This window comes from Desulfosediminicola flagellatus (assembly GCF_005116655.2).
Lineage (GTDB): Bacteria > Desulfobacterota > Desulfobulbia > Desulfobulbales > Desulfocapsaceae > Desulfopila > Desulfopila flagellata.
Window position 1 is genome coordinate 5,481,605 of record NZ_CP050698.1, and the last position, 17,826, is coordinate 5,499,430.

Annotated in this window: 11 protein-coding genes; 6 read left to right on the plus strand and 5 right to left on the minus strand. The window is 44.6% G+C overall.

Going from position 1 to position 17,826, the window contains the following annotated elements:
- Positions 1 to 61 precede the first annotated feature (61 nt).
- Positions 62 to 1,339 carry a radical SAM protein gene (locus FCL46_RS22670; protein ID WP_136809399.1) on the plus strand — a complete coding sequence of 426 codons (1,278 nt, stop codon included), beginning with the start codon at positions 62 to 64 and terminating at the stop codon, positions 1,337 to 1,339.
- Between the two features lie 393 nt (positions 1,340 to 1,732).
- Here the strand turns inward: FCL46_RS22670 and FCL46_RS22675 are convergent, their stop codons facing one another.
- Entirely contained in the window at positions 1,733 to 2,653 is a 921-nt protein-coding gene (locus FCL46_RS22675; RefSeq protein ID WP_136809400.1) for an OmpA family protein, read from the minus strand.
- 655 nt (positions 2,654 to 3,308) lie between these two features.
- On the opposite strand from FCL46_RS22675, the gene FCL46_RS22680 reads away from it, so the two are divergent.
- From FCL46_RS22680 to pta, 3 genes are all read left to right on the plus strand, one after another.
- Positions 3,309 to 5,210 (plus strand): PocR ligand-binding domain-containing protein, encoded by a 1,902-nt coding sequence (locus tag FCL46_RS22680; protein ID WP_167506002.1) that lies wholly within the window; start codon positions 3,309 to 3,311, stop codon positions 5,208 to 5,210.
- A gap of 144 nt (positions 5,211 to 5,354) precedes the next feature.
- Positions 5,355 to 7,241 carry a bifunctional acetyl-CoA hydrolase/transferase family protein/GNAT family N-acetyltransferase gene (locus FCL46_RS22685; RefSeq protein WP_136809402.1) on the plus strand — a complete coding sequence of 629 codons (1,887 nt, stop codon included), beginning with the start codon at positions 5,355 to 5,357 and terminating at the stop codon, positions 7,239 to 7,241.
- An 84-nt stretch (positions 7,242 to 7,325) separates the two neighbouring features.
- A complete protein-coding gene (gene pta / locus FCL46_RS22690; protein ID WP_136809403.1) occupies positions 7,326 to 9,440 on the plus strand; it encodes a phosphate acetyltransferase in 2,115 nt (704 codons plus the stop codon).
- Positions 9,441 to 9,559: 119 nt separating this feature from the next.
- Here pta and FCL46_RS22695 read toward each other — a convergent pair whose 3' ends face one another.
- Complete coding sequence (locus FCL46_RS22695; protein ID WP_136809404.1) at positions 9,560 to 10,048, minus strand: ferritin-like domain-containing protein; 489 nt, start codon at positions 10,046 to 10,048, stop codon at positions 9,560 to 9,562.
- Positions 10,049 to 10,423: 375 nt separating this feature from the next.
- On the opposite strand from FCL46_RS22695, the gene FCL46_RS22700 reads away from it, so the two are divergent.
- A complete protein-coding gene (locus FCL46_RS22700; protein WP_136809405.1) occupies positions 10,424 to 10,966 on the plus strand; it encodes an adenine phosphoribosyltransferase in 543 nt (180 codons plus the stop codon).
- Positions 10,967 to 11,358: 392 nt separating this feature from the next.
- Positions 11,359 to 12,744: a PAS domain S-box protein gene (locus FCL46_RS22705; protein WP_167506003.1), complete on the plus strand. Its 1,386-nt coding sequence runs from the start codon at positions 11,359 to 11,361 to the stop codon at positions 12,742 to 12,744.
- A 332-nt stretch (positions 12,745 to 13,076) separates the two neighbouring features.
- On the opposite strand, the gene FCL46_RS22710 is transcribed toward FCL46_RS22705, so the two are convergent.
- From FCL46_RS22710 to FCL46_RS22720, 3 genes are all read right to left on the minus strand, one after another.
- Positions 13,077 to 13,493, minus strand: a complete 417-nt coding sequence (locus tag FCL46_RS22710; RefSeq protein ID WP_136809407.1) for an OsmC family protein — start codon at positions 13,491 to 13,493, stop codon at positions 13,077 to 13,079.
- Positions 13,494 to 13,631: 138 nt separating this feature from the next.
- Positions 13,632 to 16,652, minus strand: coding sequence for an SUMF1/EgtB/PvdO family nonheme iron enzyme (locus FCL46_RS22715; RefSeq protein ID WP_136809408.1), 3,021 nt, complete (start codon positions 16,650 to 16,652; stop codon positions 13,632 to 13,634).
- Positions 16,636 to 17,736: a reverse transcriptase domain-containing protein gene (locus FCL46_RS22720; RefSeq protein WP_136809409.1), complete on the minus strand. Its 1,101-nt coding sequence runs from the start codon at positions 17,734 to 17,736 to the stop codon at positions 16,636 to 16,638. The genes FCL46_RS22715 and FCL46_RS22720 overlap by 17 nt, the downstream gene beginning before the upstream one ends.
- Positions 17,737 to 17,826: the final 90 nt, after the last annotated feature.

The window sequence follows — 17,826 nt, forward strand, 5'->3', positions numbered from 1 at the left end:
CACAATTGTCGTTTGCCCTCTAATACGGGCTACCTGATCGCATAATCAAAGAGGCGAAATAATGAAAAAAATCACAATAAAAGATTTCCATCGTCACCCATGCTTCAACCCTGAAGCGAAAGGTAAATTCGGTCGTGTTCATTTGCCGGTAGCACCAAAATGCAATATCAAGTGCAACTTCTGCGATCGCAAATATGACTGTGTCAATGAGTCTCGGCCAGGCGTCACATCATCCATTCTCAGCCCGCAGCAGGCAAAGCTCTATATGGACAAGGTCCTCGAAAAAGAACCTCGCATTACAGTTGCAGGCATTGCCGGCCCCGGCGATCCGTTTGCCAACGCCGAAGAGACGATGGGAACGCTCCGAATGATACGTGAAAACTATCCTGAAACACTCCTCTGTGTATCATCAAACGGCATGGGCATAGGCCCTTACATCGAAGAGCTGGCGCATCTTGAGGTTAGTCATGTAACCATTACTGTCTGTGCAGTTGATCCTGAAATCGGTAGTAAAATATATGGATGGGTCAGTGATAATAATGTTGTTTACCGTGGAGTTCAGGGAGCAAAACTGCTGCTCGGTCGACAGCTTAACGCTGTTAAGAAGCTTAAAGAACATGGCATCACAGTAAAAATCAATTGTATCGTTATCCCGGGCGTCAACGATCACCACATTGAAGAGGTCGCCGCCAAAATGCAGGAACTCGGTGCAGACCTGTTCAACTGCATGGCACTTTTTCCAAACGTCAACACACCCTTTGGTAAAATTGAACAACCGGATAAACAGACCATGCATGAGCTACGCAAAAAGGCGGAAGAATATCTTCCGCAAATGCGACACTGCACACGTTGTCGAGCTGATGCAGTTGGATTGCTTGGTGAAGACAGGACCGAGGAGTTCCGCAGTTGCCTCAGTGACTGTTCAACAACTCAAATACATGAAGGCGTAGAACGGCCCTACATTGCCGTGGCAAGCCAGGAAGGGATTCTGGTTAACCAACATCTCGGTGAGGCAAAATCATTTCAGATATGGTCCATGGAATCGGGGGAACTCAAAAAGGTCACAGAAAGAAATGCACCCCCCGCTGGAGGAGGCATCAAGCGCTGGCATAAACTCGCCAAAATTCTCGGCGATTGTCGTGCAGTCCTTATCAGCGGCATAGGTGACACCCCACTCGACATTCTGATGAAATCGGGCGTGGAACCCGTCGAAGCCGCAGGTTTTATCGAAGAAGCCCTGACCACAGTATACGAGGGTGGTCATACAGCTGGCCTTAAAGGAAGACGCAAATCGTGTGCTTCAGGAGAGTGCATGGGCTCAGGCGGCGGTTGCGGCTGATTGTCAACACCACGCAACCTGATTTTTAAATTTCTTAACGTTACAACTACAAAGTTTTCATCAGACACGTGTGGTCAACTATTGCAGGGCAGGGTCCTCATTTTCCATTAAACTCTTCCGGGGGACTCTGCCTTGTATTTAGTGCACTCTTGCCAATATGCTCAGATTATCAGAATATCCTGCTCATCATTCTGTTGTTTAATCCTGGTATAATATGCAATAATCGTTTCCCTGTTCAATTCATGCCGCTGAGGCATCGGTAGTACCGGCTTCACCTAATAGTGTATCCAAGCGGCAGGAGGGAACAAAAAAAAAGCTCCTGAAGTGTCAAAAAACACCTCAGAAGCTTTTGAGCTACACAATATTAAGAGATATACCCTTAAACCAGCAGTGTTACATTACAGGAGAAAACTCCACTCTTCTGTTTTTCGCACGACCAGCTTTGGTGTCATTAGTGTAAGCAGGTCGTTCTTCACCGTAGCCAACAGCAGTAAGTCGATCAGCAGACACTCCACCGTTTACAAGGTAATCAACAACAGCATTTGCACGTTTTTCAGAAAGCTTCTGGTTGTATGCTGCAGCACCTGTGCTGTCTGCATGGCCTTCAACCTGAACTTTAAGGCCTGGCTTGGTCTCAAAAACTTTCTTTGCTCTCTCAAGTGCAGGAATAAAATCGCTTTTGATTTCAGAACTGTCTAAATCAAAAAGTAATCCGGCAGTAAGTGCCCAGCATCCACGATCATCAACAACTACACCTTTAGGGGTACCAGGACATTCATCATTAGCATCAATAACGCCATCGGCATCGCTATCTTTAGGTGCCATCTTAGCTGGCGCAACAGCTGCTGCAGGTACAACCGCAGGCGCTGGAGGATTCGCAAGCTCATAAGCAGAAAGGATATTCTCCCACTCACCACCGTTGAATGCAAGTTTGGCTGCTCCGAATACTACCACACCGTCTTTGACTGTCGCATAATGGCTAATAGCAAGTTTCTCACTAACCATTTCCGGTGAAAGCTTAAGACCATATGCTTTGAAAATTGCATCATACTGTACAGGATTATAAGCTTTAAAAACGTTATTAAATACTGGTTTGTCACCTGCAACTTTAGCATAAGGCTTTGGAACCTCGGCAACATTTTCTGCTGGCAGGCTCAGCCCGTAACCTTCAAGAATTGTGTTGAAAGAGCTTGATGGATACGCGGTGGACAATGTATTGAACCCAGAAGCTTGACCTTCAGGCAGTTCAATAGCGAATGCAGGTGAACTGAGAGCAAGAACAGCAAGGGAAGCAAATACGGTCTTTTTGAGCATGTTTTTCTCCTTAAATCGAAATCGGTTTTAACAACGAGTCATGTCGGGGCTAGCGAGTCATGTCTGAGCTAGCTATAGTTACCGACAACAATTAAATAACGTTTTTCTATTGTATTACTTAACCATAACAAACAACTATGATTAAAATCAATTTTTAGTCATAGTCCGGCCTGTCAATCTATTTTTATCTATAAATTTATCAGATACAACCGGAGTTCGGATATTTAACAATGTATTTCCTAACTTATCTCCGACTAAGGTCAATACATGGTCACTCAACACATTCTCAGTTATGTTGCGCCTGCTCTCCGAATGTTACAGTAAGAATAATCAGACTGATTTTACAATCAAGTCATTGATGGTAAAATATTGGTAAATATAACAAAAGCTTCCATGTCGACGCACCACGATGGAGCATCACATAATCAAGGAAACCTATTTCATCTTAGGACCTACAGCCCTTTTATACCGTAATTATTTAGACACGGAAAAACATTTTGAGATTGCACTTTTTGTTTCAATAAATTGTTAGGCTCAGCACAACTTATCATAAACCATACTCTCTGTAGGGCTGCAAACAAAATTAACAGAGTTATGATATAATGTTCTGTGTTTCTCATATCACTCTATGTTCTCATGTATAGGAGTAAACATCATGAGTAGCAGCTTCTCCAAAAAACAACAGCGGATCACCGACGATAACTTCACAATAACAGACCTTATCCCTCTGGCAAAGCTACAGGCCCTGCAAGACGCTTTTGCCGAAGCAAACCAGGTTGCGTCAACAATCGTCACGCTTGATGGAGTCGCGATCACCGAGCCAAGTAACCACTCGAAAGTCTGCTTAATGGTTCGCTCCACAGCCAAAGGTCTGGCCAACTGTATACAATCAGGAAAAATCCTTGGCCAGGCAGCAACCAGATCAAAAAAACCGATTCATTATACATGCCAAAGCATTGGGTTCACAGATGCTGCTGCACCCATTATTGTTAATGGGCGCCACATAGGAAACTGGCTGATAGGTCAATACGATATAGGCGATGCTGATGAACAATCCGTGCGTGAATATGCACTGAAAATAGGCGCGGATCCTGAGCTCATGGTCGATGAGTTTCTCAAGATGCCGAAGCACAGTCTTGAAGATTTTGAAAAAAAGCTCACATTTCTAGGACTCATGGCCAATGAGCTGTCCCAGATTGCTTATCAGGAGTTACTACTCCAAATACAGACCGATGAACTCAATCTGATAAAGAAACAGCTGGAAGACTACCAAAATCAGCTGGAACAAAAAGTCACCGAACGGACAAGAGCACTCAGTCAGGCAAACAGTCGTCTTACAAAAGAAATTCAAGAAAGAGCAAAAGTCCTTCGAAAGCAAAGCCGACTCATAACCGCAATTGAAAGTGCTGTCGAATCTATCATCATCACTTCTGTGAACGGAAAAATCATGTATGTCAACCCGGCTTTTGAAAAGCTGACGGGGTATTCTCAACAGGAGGTTATCGGAAAAACACCGAAAATCCTCCAAAGCGGGTATCATGACAATCAGTTTTACACAAACCTCTGGGAGACCATTACCCGGGGGGATGTCTGGTTCGGACGACTCACTAATAAGAAGAAAGATGGCACATTATACCAGGAGGACTCAACAATATCTCCTGTAAAAGATGAAAAAGGCACCGTAATCAGTTTCGTAGCGGTAAAAAAAGACATAACTAAGGAACTGCAGCTTGAGCAACAGCTTGTCCAGGCTAAACGACTTGAGTCTATTGGCGTACTCGCCGCAGGAGTTGCACATGAGATCAATACTCCAATCCAGTATGTTTTGACAAACACCCACTTCTTCAAGGAAGCCCTGAAGGAACTTACTGAGATGCAGAACGCTTATCAGAATCTTGCTGATGAAGTTTCTTCTTCAGGTTCGTTTGAATCGAGGGTTGCATCAATAAAAAAACTTGCTGAGGATATCGACATTGAGAATTTATTAACAGAAACCCATGAGGCTATAGACCAGGCATTAACAGGCATTCAGCGAATTTCCTCAACCGTGGGAGCGTTAAAGGATTTCGCCCAGCCTACCAGCCATAGCATGCAGCCTCATAACCTCAATGATCTCATCAATTCAGCAGTAACTGTTTCCCACAGTGCCTGGTATCCCTTTGCCGAAATGAGACTTGATCTTGCAGACAACCTCATGCCTGTACCTATTCTTGCTGATAAATTTAAGCAGATACTGCTTGATATGATTCTCAACGCCACCCAGAGTATTGAAGAAAAATATGGTGATAATCTGCACCCAGAAGGCCGGATACGAATAGCAACGCTGGCAGAAGAAAATCATGTCAAAGTGATCATTGACGATAACGGGACCGGCATTCCAGATGATATCATAGACAAAATTTTCGATCCGTTCTTCACCACAAAACCGGTCGGAAAAGGAAGCGGCCAGGGACTCTCTGTCGCCCACGGCATAATAGTGGACAATCACCGCGGAACAATTGCGGTGGCTTCAGTTCCCGGAAAAAGTACCACGTTCACAATCACCCTGCCCGCCTGAGCAGAATACGCATGGCATGGCAGACATGAAACTTTGACAAACAATACGTGCACAATAAGAGTATAACGTAGCATAGGTTTACCAGAAATAGACATACGTCAGGCTGTATTACACCTACAGCATCATTCTTACGGAGATTGAATCATGGCAGAAAGTATCTATTGGGCTGACACATATGTGCAAAAGGTCTGTGACCCTCTTACAGCAATCGATAAGATCAGGCATGGGCAACGCATATTTATTGGTTCCGCCTGCGGTGAACCTCAGGAACTGGTAAAAGCACTCGCTGAACGCTCGCAAATGTTCTCTGGGCTGGAAATTGTCCGAATGATGAGTCATGAAACCTCATCACTCACGGAGATTGCCAACAGAACCCACGATGCCAGCCTTAATATCCGCTCTATCTACCTCGGCTCTACCAGATCGGAGATGCTTACCCGTAATAAACGGTTCATCACACCGATGAATATGTCTGATGTGCCTAAACTCTTTACAAGTCGAAGACTCCCTGTCAATGTGGCGCTAATCCAGGTATCTCCCCCCGATGATTTTGGCTGGATGAGCCTTGGGGTTTCTGTAGATGTTACCCTTGCAGCAGCCACGGCAGCTGACTTTGTCATAGCACAGGTTAACGAAAATATGCCGCGTGTTATGGGCCACAGCTTTATTCATTTGAACCAGGTTGATATTGTCGTAGAACATACCGAGAACCTTTTAACCATCTCCCCGCCTGAGCAATCTGAAACTGCCGCCCGAATAGGCAAACATATCTCACGACTTATTGAAGACGGTTCCACCCTGCAGGTAGGGCTTGATGCTGCTTCACAGGCCACAGCCCAGGCGCTTGAGGGCAAAAACGATCTCGGTTTTCACTCCCAATACCTTACCGAAGATGTAATGCATCTCTACTCGCAGGGAGTAATCACCAACAGGTGTAAAGGCTACAACGATGGGAAACTTGTTGCTTCAGCAGCACTCGGTAATCAGAACCTTTATGAATTTCTCCACGACAATCCGGGAATAGAATTCTACCCTTCAGATTATGTGAATGACCCTTTTACCATCGCCCGTCATAACCGGATGGTCGCCATGAACAGGGCACGCACTATCGATATCACAGGGCAGGTAATTGCAGAAGCAATGCCCCAGACACTGTATGCGGGAGTGAGCGGTATCCCCGATTTTGTCCGCGGTGCCCGCGGTTCTAAGGGTGGTAAATCTATTATATTTCTCCCTTCAACTTCATCTGATGGCAAAATCTCCAACATTGTCCCGTCTGTAGACGGGGAAACAGTGGTTGTTCCGCGTGGTGACATGCATTTTGTGGCTACTGAGTTCGGAGTTATCAATCTTTTTGGTAAAAGTCTGCAGGAAAGAGCTATGGCACTTATCAGTATCTCGCACCCTGATTTCAGAGAGGAGCTGCTTGAAAACTCAAAAGACATGGGCCTTGTAGCCAGACAACGCAAACTTGGCACAGGCGGAAAAGGAGTGTATCCCGTTCATTTAGAAGAATTTATTTATCGTGATAACTTGAAAATATTCATTCGTCCTGCCAAACCGGTTGATGAAAGGCGTCTTCAGGAGCACTACTACAACCTTGAAAAAGATGACGTCGTAAGCAGGTTTTTTCACGAAAAGATAAGTTTTATTCGCTCTGATGTGGAAACAAAATCGCAAATTGATTATATTAGAGAGCTTGCTCTTATCGCCCTGGTCGGTGAGACTGGTTTTGAGAAGGTGATAGCCATAGGTGAATACCTCCTTGAGGCGGATACAAATATGGCGGAGGTTGCCTTTTCCGTCAATACAGAATACCAGGGTTTGGGCCTAGGCAAAGCGCTATTGCGCAAAATTGCAATTGCGGCCCGCGATAATGGAGTAGCAGGCTTGTTGGCCTATACAGTTCCCACCAACAAAGCAATGGTCAACCTATTCAAATCACTGCCTTACAAAGTTAGAACATCATTTGAGGAAGACGGCCTCAAACTCACCTGTAAATTCGACGAACTCAAAGAAGGATTAGAGTAATATTCCCCACCACAATATATAATGGATGCAGGGTAACGTAGTGTTACACCTCATCAGAGTAGCGTAGTTGCACTAGAGGGTATCATGGCAAACAAATTGTATGTGGCCGCAACAGAGCCACGAAGCGGCAAATCCGCTATCAGTCTCGGACTGATGGAATTGCTCACTCGTAACATCAAAAAAGTATTATTCTTTAAACCGCTCGTGCAGACGAGTCACCGACTTGGAGAACGCGACAACACCATCAACCTAATTAAAAGTCAGTACAATCTCTGTACCGACTACGAGGAGATGTACGCCTACACGGTCACCGAAGCGAGCCACCTTATTTCGCTCGGCAGACAGGCGGAACTTATGGATGGAATCATGGCCAAGTATAATTCTCTGGCCGCGAAATCTGATTTCATTCTCTGCGAAGGTATAGAGCTTGAAGGTGCCACCGCATCGTTTGACTTTGATGTCAACGTTGAGATAGCAAACAACCTCGGTTGTCCTGTTATTCTCGTTGCCGGTGCCAAAATGAAGACACCGGATGAGCTTATCAGATCTATTAAGCTCTATCACGAGTCACTTGAAGACCGCTCCTGTGAACTGGTTGCTACCATCGCCAACCGTTTAGATCCAAGTTATGTCGAAGAAGTTGAAGAAGAGCTGAAAAAATCTGTAAAAGGTACCAGCTACGTTATCCCCAACGACGAAAACCTTGGCAACCCCTCTGTAGGAGAGGTTGCGCGGCTTTTGAACGCTGAGATCCTTTACGGTGAAGAGAATCTGACCCGTCACGTAAGAAGTTTTACAATTGCGGCGATGCAGCTCAGAAACCTCTTGGAACGTATCGACTACGGTACACTCATTATCACTCCTGGTGACCGTTCAGACGTTGTGCTTGCCTGCCTCGCAGCGGTTCACTCCATGTCTATGCCGAACATTTCAGGTATCATGCTGACTGGTGGACTTGTCCCTGAGCGTGCGATTCAAACAGTAATTGAAGGTTTTCAGGAAACTGTGCCGATCATTGCAGTAAGTGAAAACACCTTCGAGGCTGCAATCAGGGTAGATAATATTCACGCTGCGATCACTCCTGATAACACCCGTAAGATCACCCAGGCTCTTGCTGTGTTCGAGCGGAACATTGATATGGATGAACTGAGCGATAAGATCATTAAGAAGAAGACGACTATCGTCACTCCGAAAATGTTCGAATCCCAGTTGCTTCAACGCGCTAAAGCCGACAAGCAGCACATCGTGCTTCCTGAAGGTGAGACAGACAGAATTCTTCAGGCAGCTGAAGTTCTTCTTCGTCGTGAAGTCGTTGACCTCACCCTGCTCGGTAACGAAGACAGGATTAAGGAACGTATCAGCAGCCTTGGTCTCCATCTTGATAACGCACAGATTATCGAGCCAGGAATATCATCACGCTTTGATGACTATGCCGAGACCTACTACGATCTCCGTAAAGCAAAGGGAATCACCCGCGACAACGCTCGTGACCTCATGCGCGACCTGAATTACTACGGTACCATGATGCTCTACAAAGGACATTGTGACGGTATGGTTTCAGGTGCAATGCACACCACTGCAGATACCATCCGCCCTGCGTTTCAGTTCATCAAAACAAAACCTGAGTGCTCAATCGTCTCCAGTGTTTTCCTGATGTGCCTTAACGATCGCGTTCTGGCATACGGTGACTGTGCGGTTAACCCGAACCCAACTGCAGAGGAACTCGCAGAGATAGCTATCTCTTCAGCGCAAACAGCAGCAATTTTTGGCATCCAGCCTCTTGTTGCAATGCTCTCCTACTCTTCCGGTAAATCCGGCAAAGGTGAGCAGGTAGAAAAAGTTCGCAAAGCAACTGAGATAGCCCAGGAACGGGCAAGAGAACTCTTCCCGCACTTTGAGATTGAAGGCCCTATCCAATACGATGCGGCTGTTGATCCTTTGGTTGCCAAAACCAAGATGCCGGACAGCAAAGTTGCTGGTAAAGCGACTGTTTTTGTATTCCCGGACCTCAACACCGGTAACAACACCTACAAAGCGGTTCAGCGTTCTGCCAATGCTGTGGCTGTAGGACCGATCCTTCAGGGTTTGAGAAAACCTGTGAACGATCTGAGCCGTGGCTGCCTGGTTCCGGATATCGTCAACACTGTGGCGATCACCGCTGTACAGGCACAGGCCGAGAAGCAAATGAGCAAGAAATAAGCGCCACGCTTTGAAAGCTCAGGTTTCACAAAAAAAATCCCCCTGCACTTTACTTTAGTGCAGGGGGATTTCTCGTTTTAGCAATTTGTGGAATTACTGTTCAATACTATTTGAACTGTTCAATACTCTTCCATTCTTGCAAATTCTGCATTTTCCAGCCACTCATCAGGGCGGTTTACGAACTCAATCACATTTTCGAGCAGACGGTAGTGACGATGTTCTTCGCGGGCAAAAGTCATCAGCACTTTTTTCTCAGCTGGATCTTTAGCCTCTTCCGCCTTCTTCTCGTAAAAGGTATACGCCTCTTTCTCAGCTTCCATTGCCTTTTTGTAGGCATCTACCTGTGGTGTCTCTTCGGCTATATTAATTCCGCCCGCATCTTTAATTTCGGTAAATATATTTTTTGCTTTCTCAAGGATGTTACTCTCAACGGCCTCGGCAGATGTCTTCTCATACAATTTCTTGAATGTGTTGTAATGAATAACCTCCTCATCAGCCAGAGTTGAAAATATTTTCTTTAACCCAGCATTCTTGGTCTTCTCAGCAATTTCACGATAAAAGGCTTCACCATCTTTTTCCATCTGCATTGCAAACTCGAACACGTTCATGTACAGCCCTCCTAATATTTTCGTGGATAACAAAAAGCATCAGATACCTAACGTATGCATTATACCAGTATACATCATCACAACAATCAATACCTAACACATAACAGCTCTTCAGTTTTTTGCAATGACTTATACTGGTAGCAGAGGTGCAAAACGTATAACTAAGCCCCTGTATACTCAAAGGTATTGCTGGCCTAGCTTCTGAAACAAATCGCATAAAAGCAACGGAAAATATTGCACATCAATTTGCAGCTGGTTAAGATGCGTGTTGGCTCACTACGCTGGCAGTCCTGCTGTATATGACATCTGCCAGTCAGATATAACCATTCCAATAATTGAGGAGTTCATACTCTTCAGCAAAATATCAAAAAAATCATGACAGACACTCCATTTGATCTGACCCAACATATCCGTTCAATTACCGACTGGCCAAAAGAAGGCGTAGTTTTTCGTGATATCAGTTCACTTCTTGAAGACCGGCTGGTGTTCAGAAAGACCATAGACCTCTTTGTTCACCGCTATTTCACCACCAGAATAGATGCAGTAGTCGGCATTGACGCCCGTGGTTTTATCATCGGCGCACCACTTGCCTACGAATTAAACGCTGGCTTTATTCCTGTACGGAAAAAAGGCAAGCTTCCAGGTGATACTATTTGTGAGGCATATAGTCTTGAATATGGTGAAGCGGAAGTTGAAATCCAGACAGACTGGCTGAAAAAAGGCGACAAAGTTATTCTCATTGACGATCTTATTGCTACCGGCGGCACCATGCTGGCCGCAGCAAGCCTGCTGAATCGTCTAGGTGTTGAGATTATTGAAGCTGCCGCAATTATTGACCTGCCAGATCTTGGTGGTTCCGCCAAGCTTAAAGAGGCGGGAATTACGGTTCACGCATTCTGTGAGTTTGACGGGGAGTAAAGAGAGTGAGGTGTCAGGTGAGAGGGGTGAGGCGTGAACTGCACCGACAACTTTCAACACGTATGCTTAGTATACCAAGCTGGTAAGATGAAGACAAAAGAGGTTAGCAGGGATGTTCCTGCTAACCTCTTTTTATTTTCACCTGTCATTCAATGCACTTCCACTCTTCATGAACAATCTCCTGGGTTTCCATGATCTTCTTATACATCATGGAAACCAGCAATATTTCTCCTGCTAAAGCTCCACTGCCTTTTATTCTGACATTATCCCACCATTTGGAATATGACGGGGAATAATGATAATCTAAAAGTAGCACATTGCATTTAATCAGGGATCTAAGGCTAAATTGACACTCCAGGCGAGAATCTTATATGAGGCCAGAGGAAGGGAATATGTCCGAAATGGATCAAGCATTAGCAGATATGGCAAATTCTTCACATCATAATTCCGGACATCCACCTCAATTTACGGGAATACTTACCCCTGAAGGAATAGTTGTTGCAATCAGTTCGTCTTCCCTGAAATTTATTGCAGCAAAAGAAAATGAAGTAATTGGTAAAGCGTTCTGGCAAACACCCTGGTGGCGTCATTCAAAAACGTTGCAGCAAAAGCTCAGGGATGCCGTAGCAACCGTGAAAGAAACAGGTCTTGTCTGCTTTGAAGCAACCCATCGTGATGCAGATGGCAGGCTTTTTGTCCTCGATTTTTCACTGCAATCTGTAATAGATGATAACGGTGATATTCTTTACCTGATACCGAGCGCAAGAGATATCACTGAGTTAAAAAATTTAGAGTTGGAACATCAGGAAACTGAGGCCGGTTATAAGAAAATATTCAAGTCAATATCTGACATCATCTTCATCGCTGATCAAAATGGCTTCTTTAAGGACATGAATGAAAGCGCCTGTAGAACCTATGGTTATTCCAAAGAAGAGTTCACAGGAATGCACGCCTCTATTATTGTTCACCCAGACTCGCACCACGTTTTAGAGAAATTCTTTCAAGATCTGGTTGCATCGGATCATTTTGAAGGGCAGACAAAAGAACGGCGAAAAGACGGCACAACCTTCTACGCTGATGTGAAAGGGTCAAAGATTCAATTTAAAGGTGAGGAATGTTTTCTGGCCATTGTCCGTGACATTACCGAGCGTAAAAAGGCCGAAGAGACATTAAGAGAGCGAGAACAGCTCTATCAGTCCCTGTTTAAAAAAAATATATCAATGATGATGTTGATTGACCCGGAATCGTCCAGGATTTTTGATGCCAACCCTGCAGCATGTTCCTTTTATGGATATACCCAAAAGCAATTCAAACGTCTCAAACTTTATGATATCAGCATCTTGCCTAGAAATATAGTGCGCCGTCAATTGCACCAGGCTCGTTCCGAACAACAAAACTATTTCAATTCTCAACATCGCCTTGCCGATGGCTCTATTCGCGATGTCGAAGTATTTATAGGGCCTATAGAAGAAAAAGGTAGATCTTTTTTATGCTCTATCATCCATGATGTTTCTGTTCGAAGGAAAATGGAAAGAGAGCGTGAAGAATTGATTGCAGATCTACAGAACGCACTTGATGAAATCAAAACACTTCGCGGAATACTTCCTATATGCTCAAACTGTAAAAAGATACGAGATGACAAAGGGTATTGGAACCAGATTGAATCGTATATAGACCAGCACTCTGAAGCATCATTCACCCATGGTATCTGCCCGGACTGTGTGAAGGAATTGTATCCGGATTATGCGCATAAACTGTTCAAAAAAAATAATATATGATCTTTAAGAATCCTACGTGAAAGGTGGACATATTCATGAATTTCTTTTTCAAATATTTCGCTTACCTACGCAATTGACGTATTCTTTATCGAAGCAAGTTTGGCTGCGATTGCCTGTTGAAGTGATCAAGGCTTCCGCTCACGACTCGGCAGGTGACCCTCTGATAATATCGGCATGATTTGAGTATGTTTTCTCACACTCAAACACACTCAATATGCGGAGTTTTTTCAGAGTTTCAAAAGATAAAAAGCACCTCAAACTCTTGTCATTCGGGTTAGCAGGGATTTTCCTGCTAACCTCTTTTTCATTCTCAGGTGTTATTCAGTTTACTTCTACCCTTCGTAAACAATCTCCCAGGTTATATCCATGATCTTCTTATACATCATGGAAACTCCGCAATATTTCTCTTCCGAAAGCTCAACAGCCTTCTGCAACTTTTTCCTATCAAGGTCTTTACCTTTGAACTCATAGGTAATGTGCATAGCGGTATAGACTGAAGGCACATCTTCTGTCAGCTCACCGTCGACAGTGATACGTAAATCATCAATCTCCACCCGCATCTTTTTCAAGATCTCTACGACATCAACACCGGTGCAACCTGAAAGAGCAACCATCATGAGTTTCTTGGGGCTTGCTGCGGAATCATCGCCACCGACTTCGGTTGGGGCATCAGTTGGAACGTTGTGACCTCCGACATTTGAATCGAAGGCCATGTTCTTTTTCCAGCTGGTTTGTATTGAGGTTTTCATCTATGTCGATCCTTATATGTAAATTTGTAAAATATATTACTTGTCAGCATTTCAATGTTTGAAGCATATCGGATTTTTTAAATTGCCACCCTTTTTCTTTCATCGCTTGGCTCAGTGGCAAGGGTACTTCCCGTTTGCTCAGCGTTCAGACTGAGAGAATGGGGACAACACAACTCGAAAACCTATGTTGAGGTTCCGGCCACCCGGATGATACCAGTAGCGGAGCGCAGAGCGCAGGTAGTTAGTATCGTTGTAGAAGCACCCGCCGCGAACAACACGGGAGACACTATCAGATGCATGTATATCTTCCCGCCTTTTCTCTTCAGGCTTATATGGATAAGGGAAGTCGTTAGAATAGAGACTACGAGTCCACTCCCAAACATTACCTGCCATATCTTCTATTTCGTAAACGCTGTGACCAAAATAAAAACATCCAACAGCCGAGGTAGAACCCAAACCTGTTTCATGGAAGTTTGCTTTACCAGCATCAAAATTACTTCCCCATGGATATGTTCTGCCATCAGTCCATCGTGCCGCTTTTTCCCACTCTGCTTCGCTCGGTAATGTCACAGACCATCCATCACGGAGTCTCTCTTGTAGCTCGACAGGGGTTTTCGCAGAAACCTTTAGCTGTTCGGTCAACCACTGGCAATAGCCTATCGCATCAATAAAGCTCACTCTCGTAATTGGTAAGTTACCATCCTGTTCTTTCAACTCTGGGTCAATTGCTTTTTTCATATGCTTGAGATAAAGCCTGTACTGATCAACTGTTACAACGTGCTTGCCAATATAATAGTCACCCAACCCAACCTCGTGACATCGCTTTTCATCTGAGTCCCTGTTATCAGGTCCCATTAAGAATTTCCCAGCTCCAATTTTTACAAAACCGCAATGCTCATCACGAGGGAGAAAACAACACTCAGGGTCAAACCGTGGATCACCAAAGGCTGCCAGTAACTTTGCAAGATCATTTCGCTCAAAAGGAGTAAGCAGACCACACCTCAGGCCATTAACCGACAGTGGTATCAAGCGCATGAGATATGTATCACCACCCTCTTCATCTTCCATTATCTCATTTTTATCAAACAGCATTGCCATCCGCGCCGACGCTACAACTCCACGCCAATCTTGAATAGTCTCCTTTTCACCATCCTTACAGAGGCTATACATTAAATCAAGCAGGCTATTTCTTCTTTCCAGGTTATAGAGCATCTCTTCAGCACCGAGCTGTACAGCTAATGCCCAAGACTCTCCAAGTTCAACTAGTGGCCGAAATTTACTCACAGTTCTGTCGGTCCGGTCATTTTCCAGCAAATAGCAACCGGCAAGATACTCCCTGAAGGTTCGATGCGGAAACGTGTAAACTTTTGGTTTATCGCCATCTCCCCCACCAAGCCCCATAAGCAATCCGGCCCGTTTATCTACATAATCAAGAAATTGATCAGCAAGTCCTGAACACCCCAGATATTTTTTTTCACCGAGCCAGTCCACGAGGTCTTTACGCATCAAATCATCATCAGCGTCGACCTGTCTGCTCTGTGCTTCGTATGCCAGCCGCTTAACAAGCCGGAATATTTTGTCCTCATCCTGCAGAAGAATCTTCAGCCCTCTGCCAACGGGAATGTCATTACTCATCTGCCAACGGCTCAATAGCAACAGCACAACTTCTTTGTATAGCCGAACCCGCTCTTCAGGCAGCCTGGTTTTCTTTCGATGCAGCATGATCATGTTTGTCAGCATCATCGGGTTCTCTGACATCTCACCGAGATTGTCCCCAGCAACCTTCTGACAAAGATCAGCAATCTGATTTTCTGCCTTATCGCTACTCATACTTCCGCAATCTCTATACGCTTCATACCAGCTACGAATAAAGAGTTTCCGTTTCTCGACATTGAGAGATGCCAAAGTAAATTCTTTATAGCCACTAAAACGTACGTCATCGCCATAGGATCGAACCCGGCAGGTAACAAGAGTTTTACATTTACTGTCAATTGAATGGGTAACAGCAGAAACCGTATCACGGATCAGCCTACGCTGATTATCGGGCACTTCATCCAGACCATCGAAAATCAATACAACCTTTCCATCCTCAAGTAATCGCTTTACCAATGTGTAGTATTCATCTTCAGCAAGGATGAGTGCATTCTCTAAATACGTTTTGATGTACTCGAGAAAGAGTTGGTAAAAAATTGTATTCTTATTTTTTGCTGGGGTTTCAATCACTCCAGACTTCGCAATGAGCGTTGCAAATTCATGCAGTACAACAAATACCGGCACCACATCGCTGCTCCAGCCAGCAACAGATTCTGTCTCACCCAATGTTGCAGCTGCAAGTTGTGAAGCCAATTGCTTTACAAAGCTCGATTTTCCGCTACCCGGACCACCAAGCAGAACGAGACGGTCTGAGATGGCAGCAACATCACTGGCAGAAAGTGGTATGTCTTCGGGGTCTTCCTCTGTTCTTTCATCAAATAGTCTGGTTGGCAACTGCATGCCTTTTTTCTCTATATCTGCCCGATTTGTTGTTGTATCCAGTTCTGTATAGATACTCTCGAGTTTCAGGTCACCATCCTCATACAACACTGACAAAGGCAACACATTGCAATAGTTGCGAAGTTTCTCTAAATACCTTCGTAACTCCCTAGGCTGCTGCTGCGTTGTGTGCTCCTCCTGCGCTTCACCTGAGGCCAATATAGCGTCAGGAACAGTATGGTGTATATGGGTTATATTGGTCGTCTGGTTCCCGGTAACAATTGTATTAGCATGTACCTCCTCTGCCAAAATACCGGTAAGATTCTTTACAGAGAATAGAGTTTCCCAGTTCTTCACCTGCGATGGCACTTGCTTGTTCCAGTCGTCCGCCATTTGGGCGAGATCCTGATCCTGCGCCAAACATGCAATAAGTTGCATCTTCAGATTATTAACAGCTGCTTGCGTATCATCACCTTCAACAACCTGCTCTGCAGCCTGTTTAATCCCATCTTTTTTCCTCAATTTTGACAAGAGCTTTTTTGTCTTATCAAAACCATCAGCACCAATTTTTTGATATAAACCTTCAAGGGCTTTATTCCCTGCTCTTTTTCCTTCTTCAAGCAGGAATGGCAGCGCGGGCGCCAAATATTCGGCAGTTTTAGAGGCGATGTCAACGATGTCTATCATAGGGCTCACTCTCACGAATGTTAACTTTTTGATATGATGCGTTATTTCTTCTAAACACTGTACATCTCAGCAATTTCTTTCGCAAGCCGACAGTGTTGCCATACCGTACGTGGTTGATCCAGCCCCGGACTTTGGCGTCTACCTCTGAAAGTTGTAGCTTGCCATCAGCGTAATCTTCAGCCATCCGGCGTAGTTTTCGCTGATAGTGGATTCCCTTGCGTCGTTTCAAACGCCTGCTATTTGGAGAGAGGTGAAATCCGAGAAAGGGGAAACCCTCCGTCACTGGGCGTGGGTGAGTTCCTTTATGGATTTCTAATCGGAACTGTTGCAGACGCTTTATGATTTCCTGATGGTAAAACCAGAGTTCTCTTTTGCTGTTTGCAAATAATAGGAAATCATCGACATATCTCACGTAACCTTTACAGCCTAATTCACGTTTTACACAATGATCGAATGGATTGAGATAGACGTTTGCCCAGAATTGACTGGTAAGGTTTCCTATTGGCTGACCACGTGGGCGAAATGTTGCTAACAGATCATCGCCCGGAAAAAATGTCATAGAATACTCTTCATCGAGAACGCCCTTGCCTCCATCAAGGATTATTTTGACCAGCCATAACACATCAAGGTCACATATTTTTCGGCTAATTTCATACAACAACACCTGATGATCAATCGATGGGAAAAACTTTTTTACATCGCATTGAAGTACATAGCGGTAACGCCGCGCAAATGACTGCGCCCTGCTCAATGCTTTATGGGTTCCTTTTCCAACCCTGTTTGCGTACGTGTCAAAAATAAATGACGGTTCAAATAGTGGTTCCAGCAACTTGCATAACGCGTGATGAACTACTCTATCCCTGAATGGAGACGCTGAAATCAATCTCCTTTTAGGCTCATGTATGTAAAAACTGTGATAATGACCAGGAGCATATGTTTTGCGCAACAAACCCTGTTGAAGATCAAACAAATACTCTTCAAGCCGATATTCAAAACATGCAACCGTATCACGCCCACGCTTATTAGAGCGAGCATTACAAAAGGCCTCATAGAGGTTTTCTATTGAGCATAGTCGGTTAAACATCGACAAATAAAGAGTGCCCTGCACCAGAGATGTGTTCAGGGTGCAGGGCTGTTGCTATTTGCCCGGCCTGGATACTTTCAGGCGCGGCCG

What these genes read in the sequence shown, in the direction of transcription:
- pta (WP_136809403.1), top strand. Translation starts at nt 7,326, where the DNA reads ATGGCAAACAAATTGTATGTGGCCGCAACAGAGCCACGAAGCGGCAAA.
- FCL46_RS22705 (WP_167506003.1), top strand. Translation starts at nt 11,359, where the DNA reads ATGTCCGAAATGGATCAAGCATTAGCAGATATGGCAAATTCTTCACAT.
- FCL46_RS22695 (WP_136809404.1), bottom strand. Translation starts at nt 10,048, where the DNA reads ATGAACGTGTTCGAGTTTGCAATGCAGATGGAAAAAGATGGTGAAGCC.
- FCL46_RS22680 (WP_167506002.1), top strand. Translation starts at nt 3,309, where the DNA reads ATGAGTAGCAGCTTCTCCAAAAAACAACAGCGGATCACCGACGATAAC.
- FCL46_RS22720 (WP_136809409.1), bottom strand. Translation starts at nt 17,736, where the DNA reads ATGTTTAACCGACTATGCTCAATAGAAAACCTCTATGAGGCCTTTTGT.
- FCL46_RS22710 (WP_136809407.1), bottom strand. Translation starts at nt 13,493, where the DNA reads ATGAAAACCTCAATACAAACCAGCTGGAAAAAGAACATGGCCTTCGAT.
- FCL46_RS22670 (WP_136809399.1), top strand. Translation starts at nt 62, where the DNA reads ATGAAAAAAATCACAATAAAAGATTTCCATCGTCACCCATGCTTCAAC.
- FCL46_RS22700 (WP_136809405.1), top strand. Translation starts at nt 10,424, where the DNA reads ATGACAGACACTCCATTTGATCTGACCCAACATATCCGTTCAATTACC.
- FCL46_RS22685 (WP_136809402.1), top strand. Translation starts at nt 5,355, where the DNA reads ATGGCAGAAAGTATCTATTGGGCTGACACATATGTGCAAAAGGTCTGT.
- FCL46_RS22675 (WP_136809400.1), bottom strand. Translation starts at nt 2,653, where the DNA reads ATGCTCAAAAAGACCGTATTTGCTTCCCTTGCTGTTCTTGCTCTCAGT.
- FCL46_RS22715 (WP_136809408.1), bottom strand. Translation starts at nt 16,652, where the DNA reads ATGATAGACATCGTTGACATCGCCTCTAAAACTGCCGAATATTTGGCG.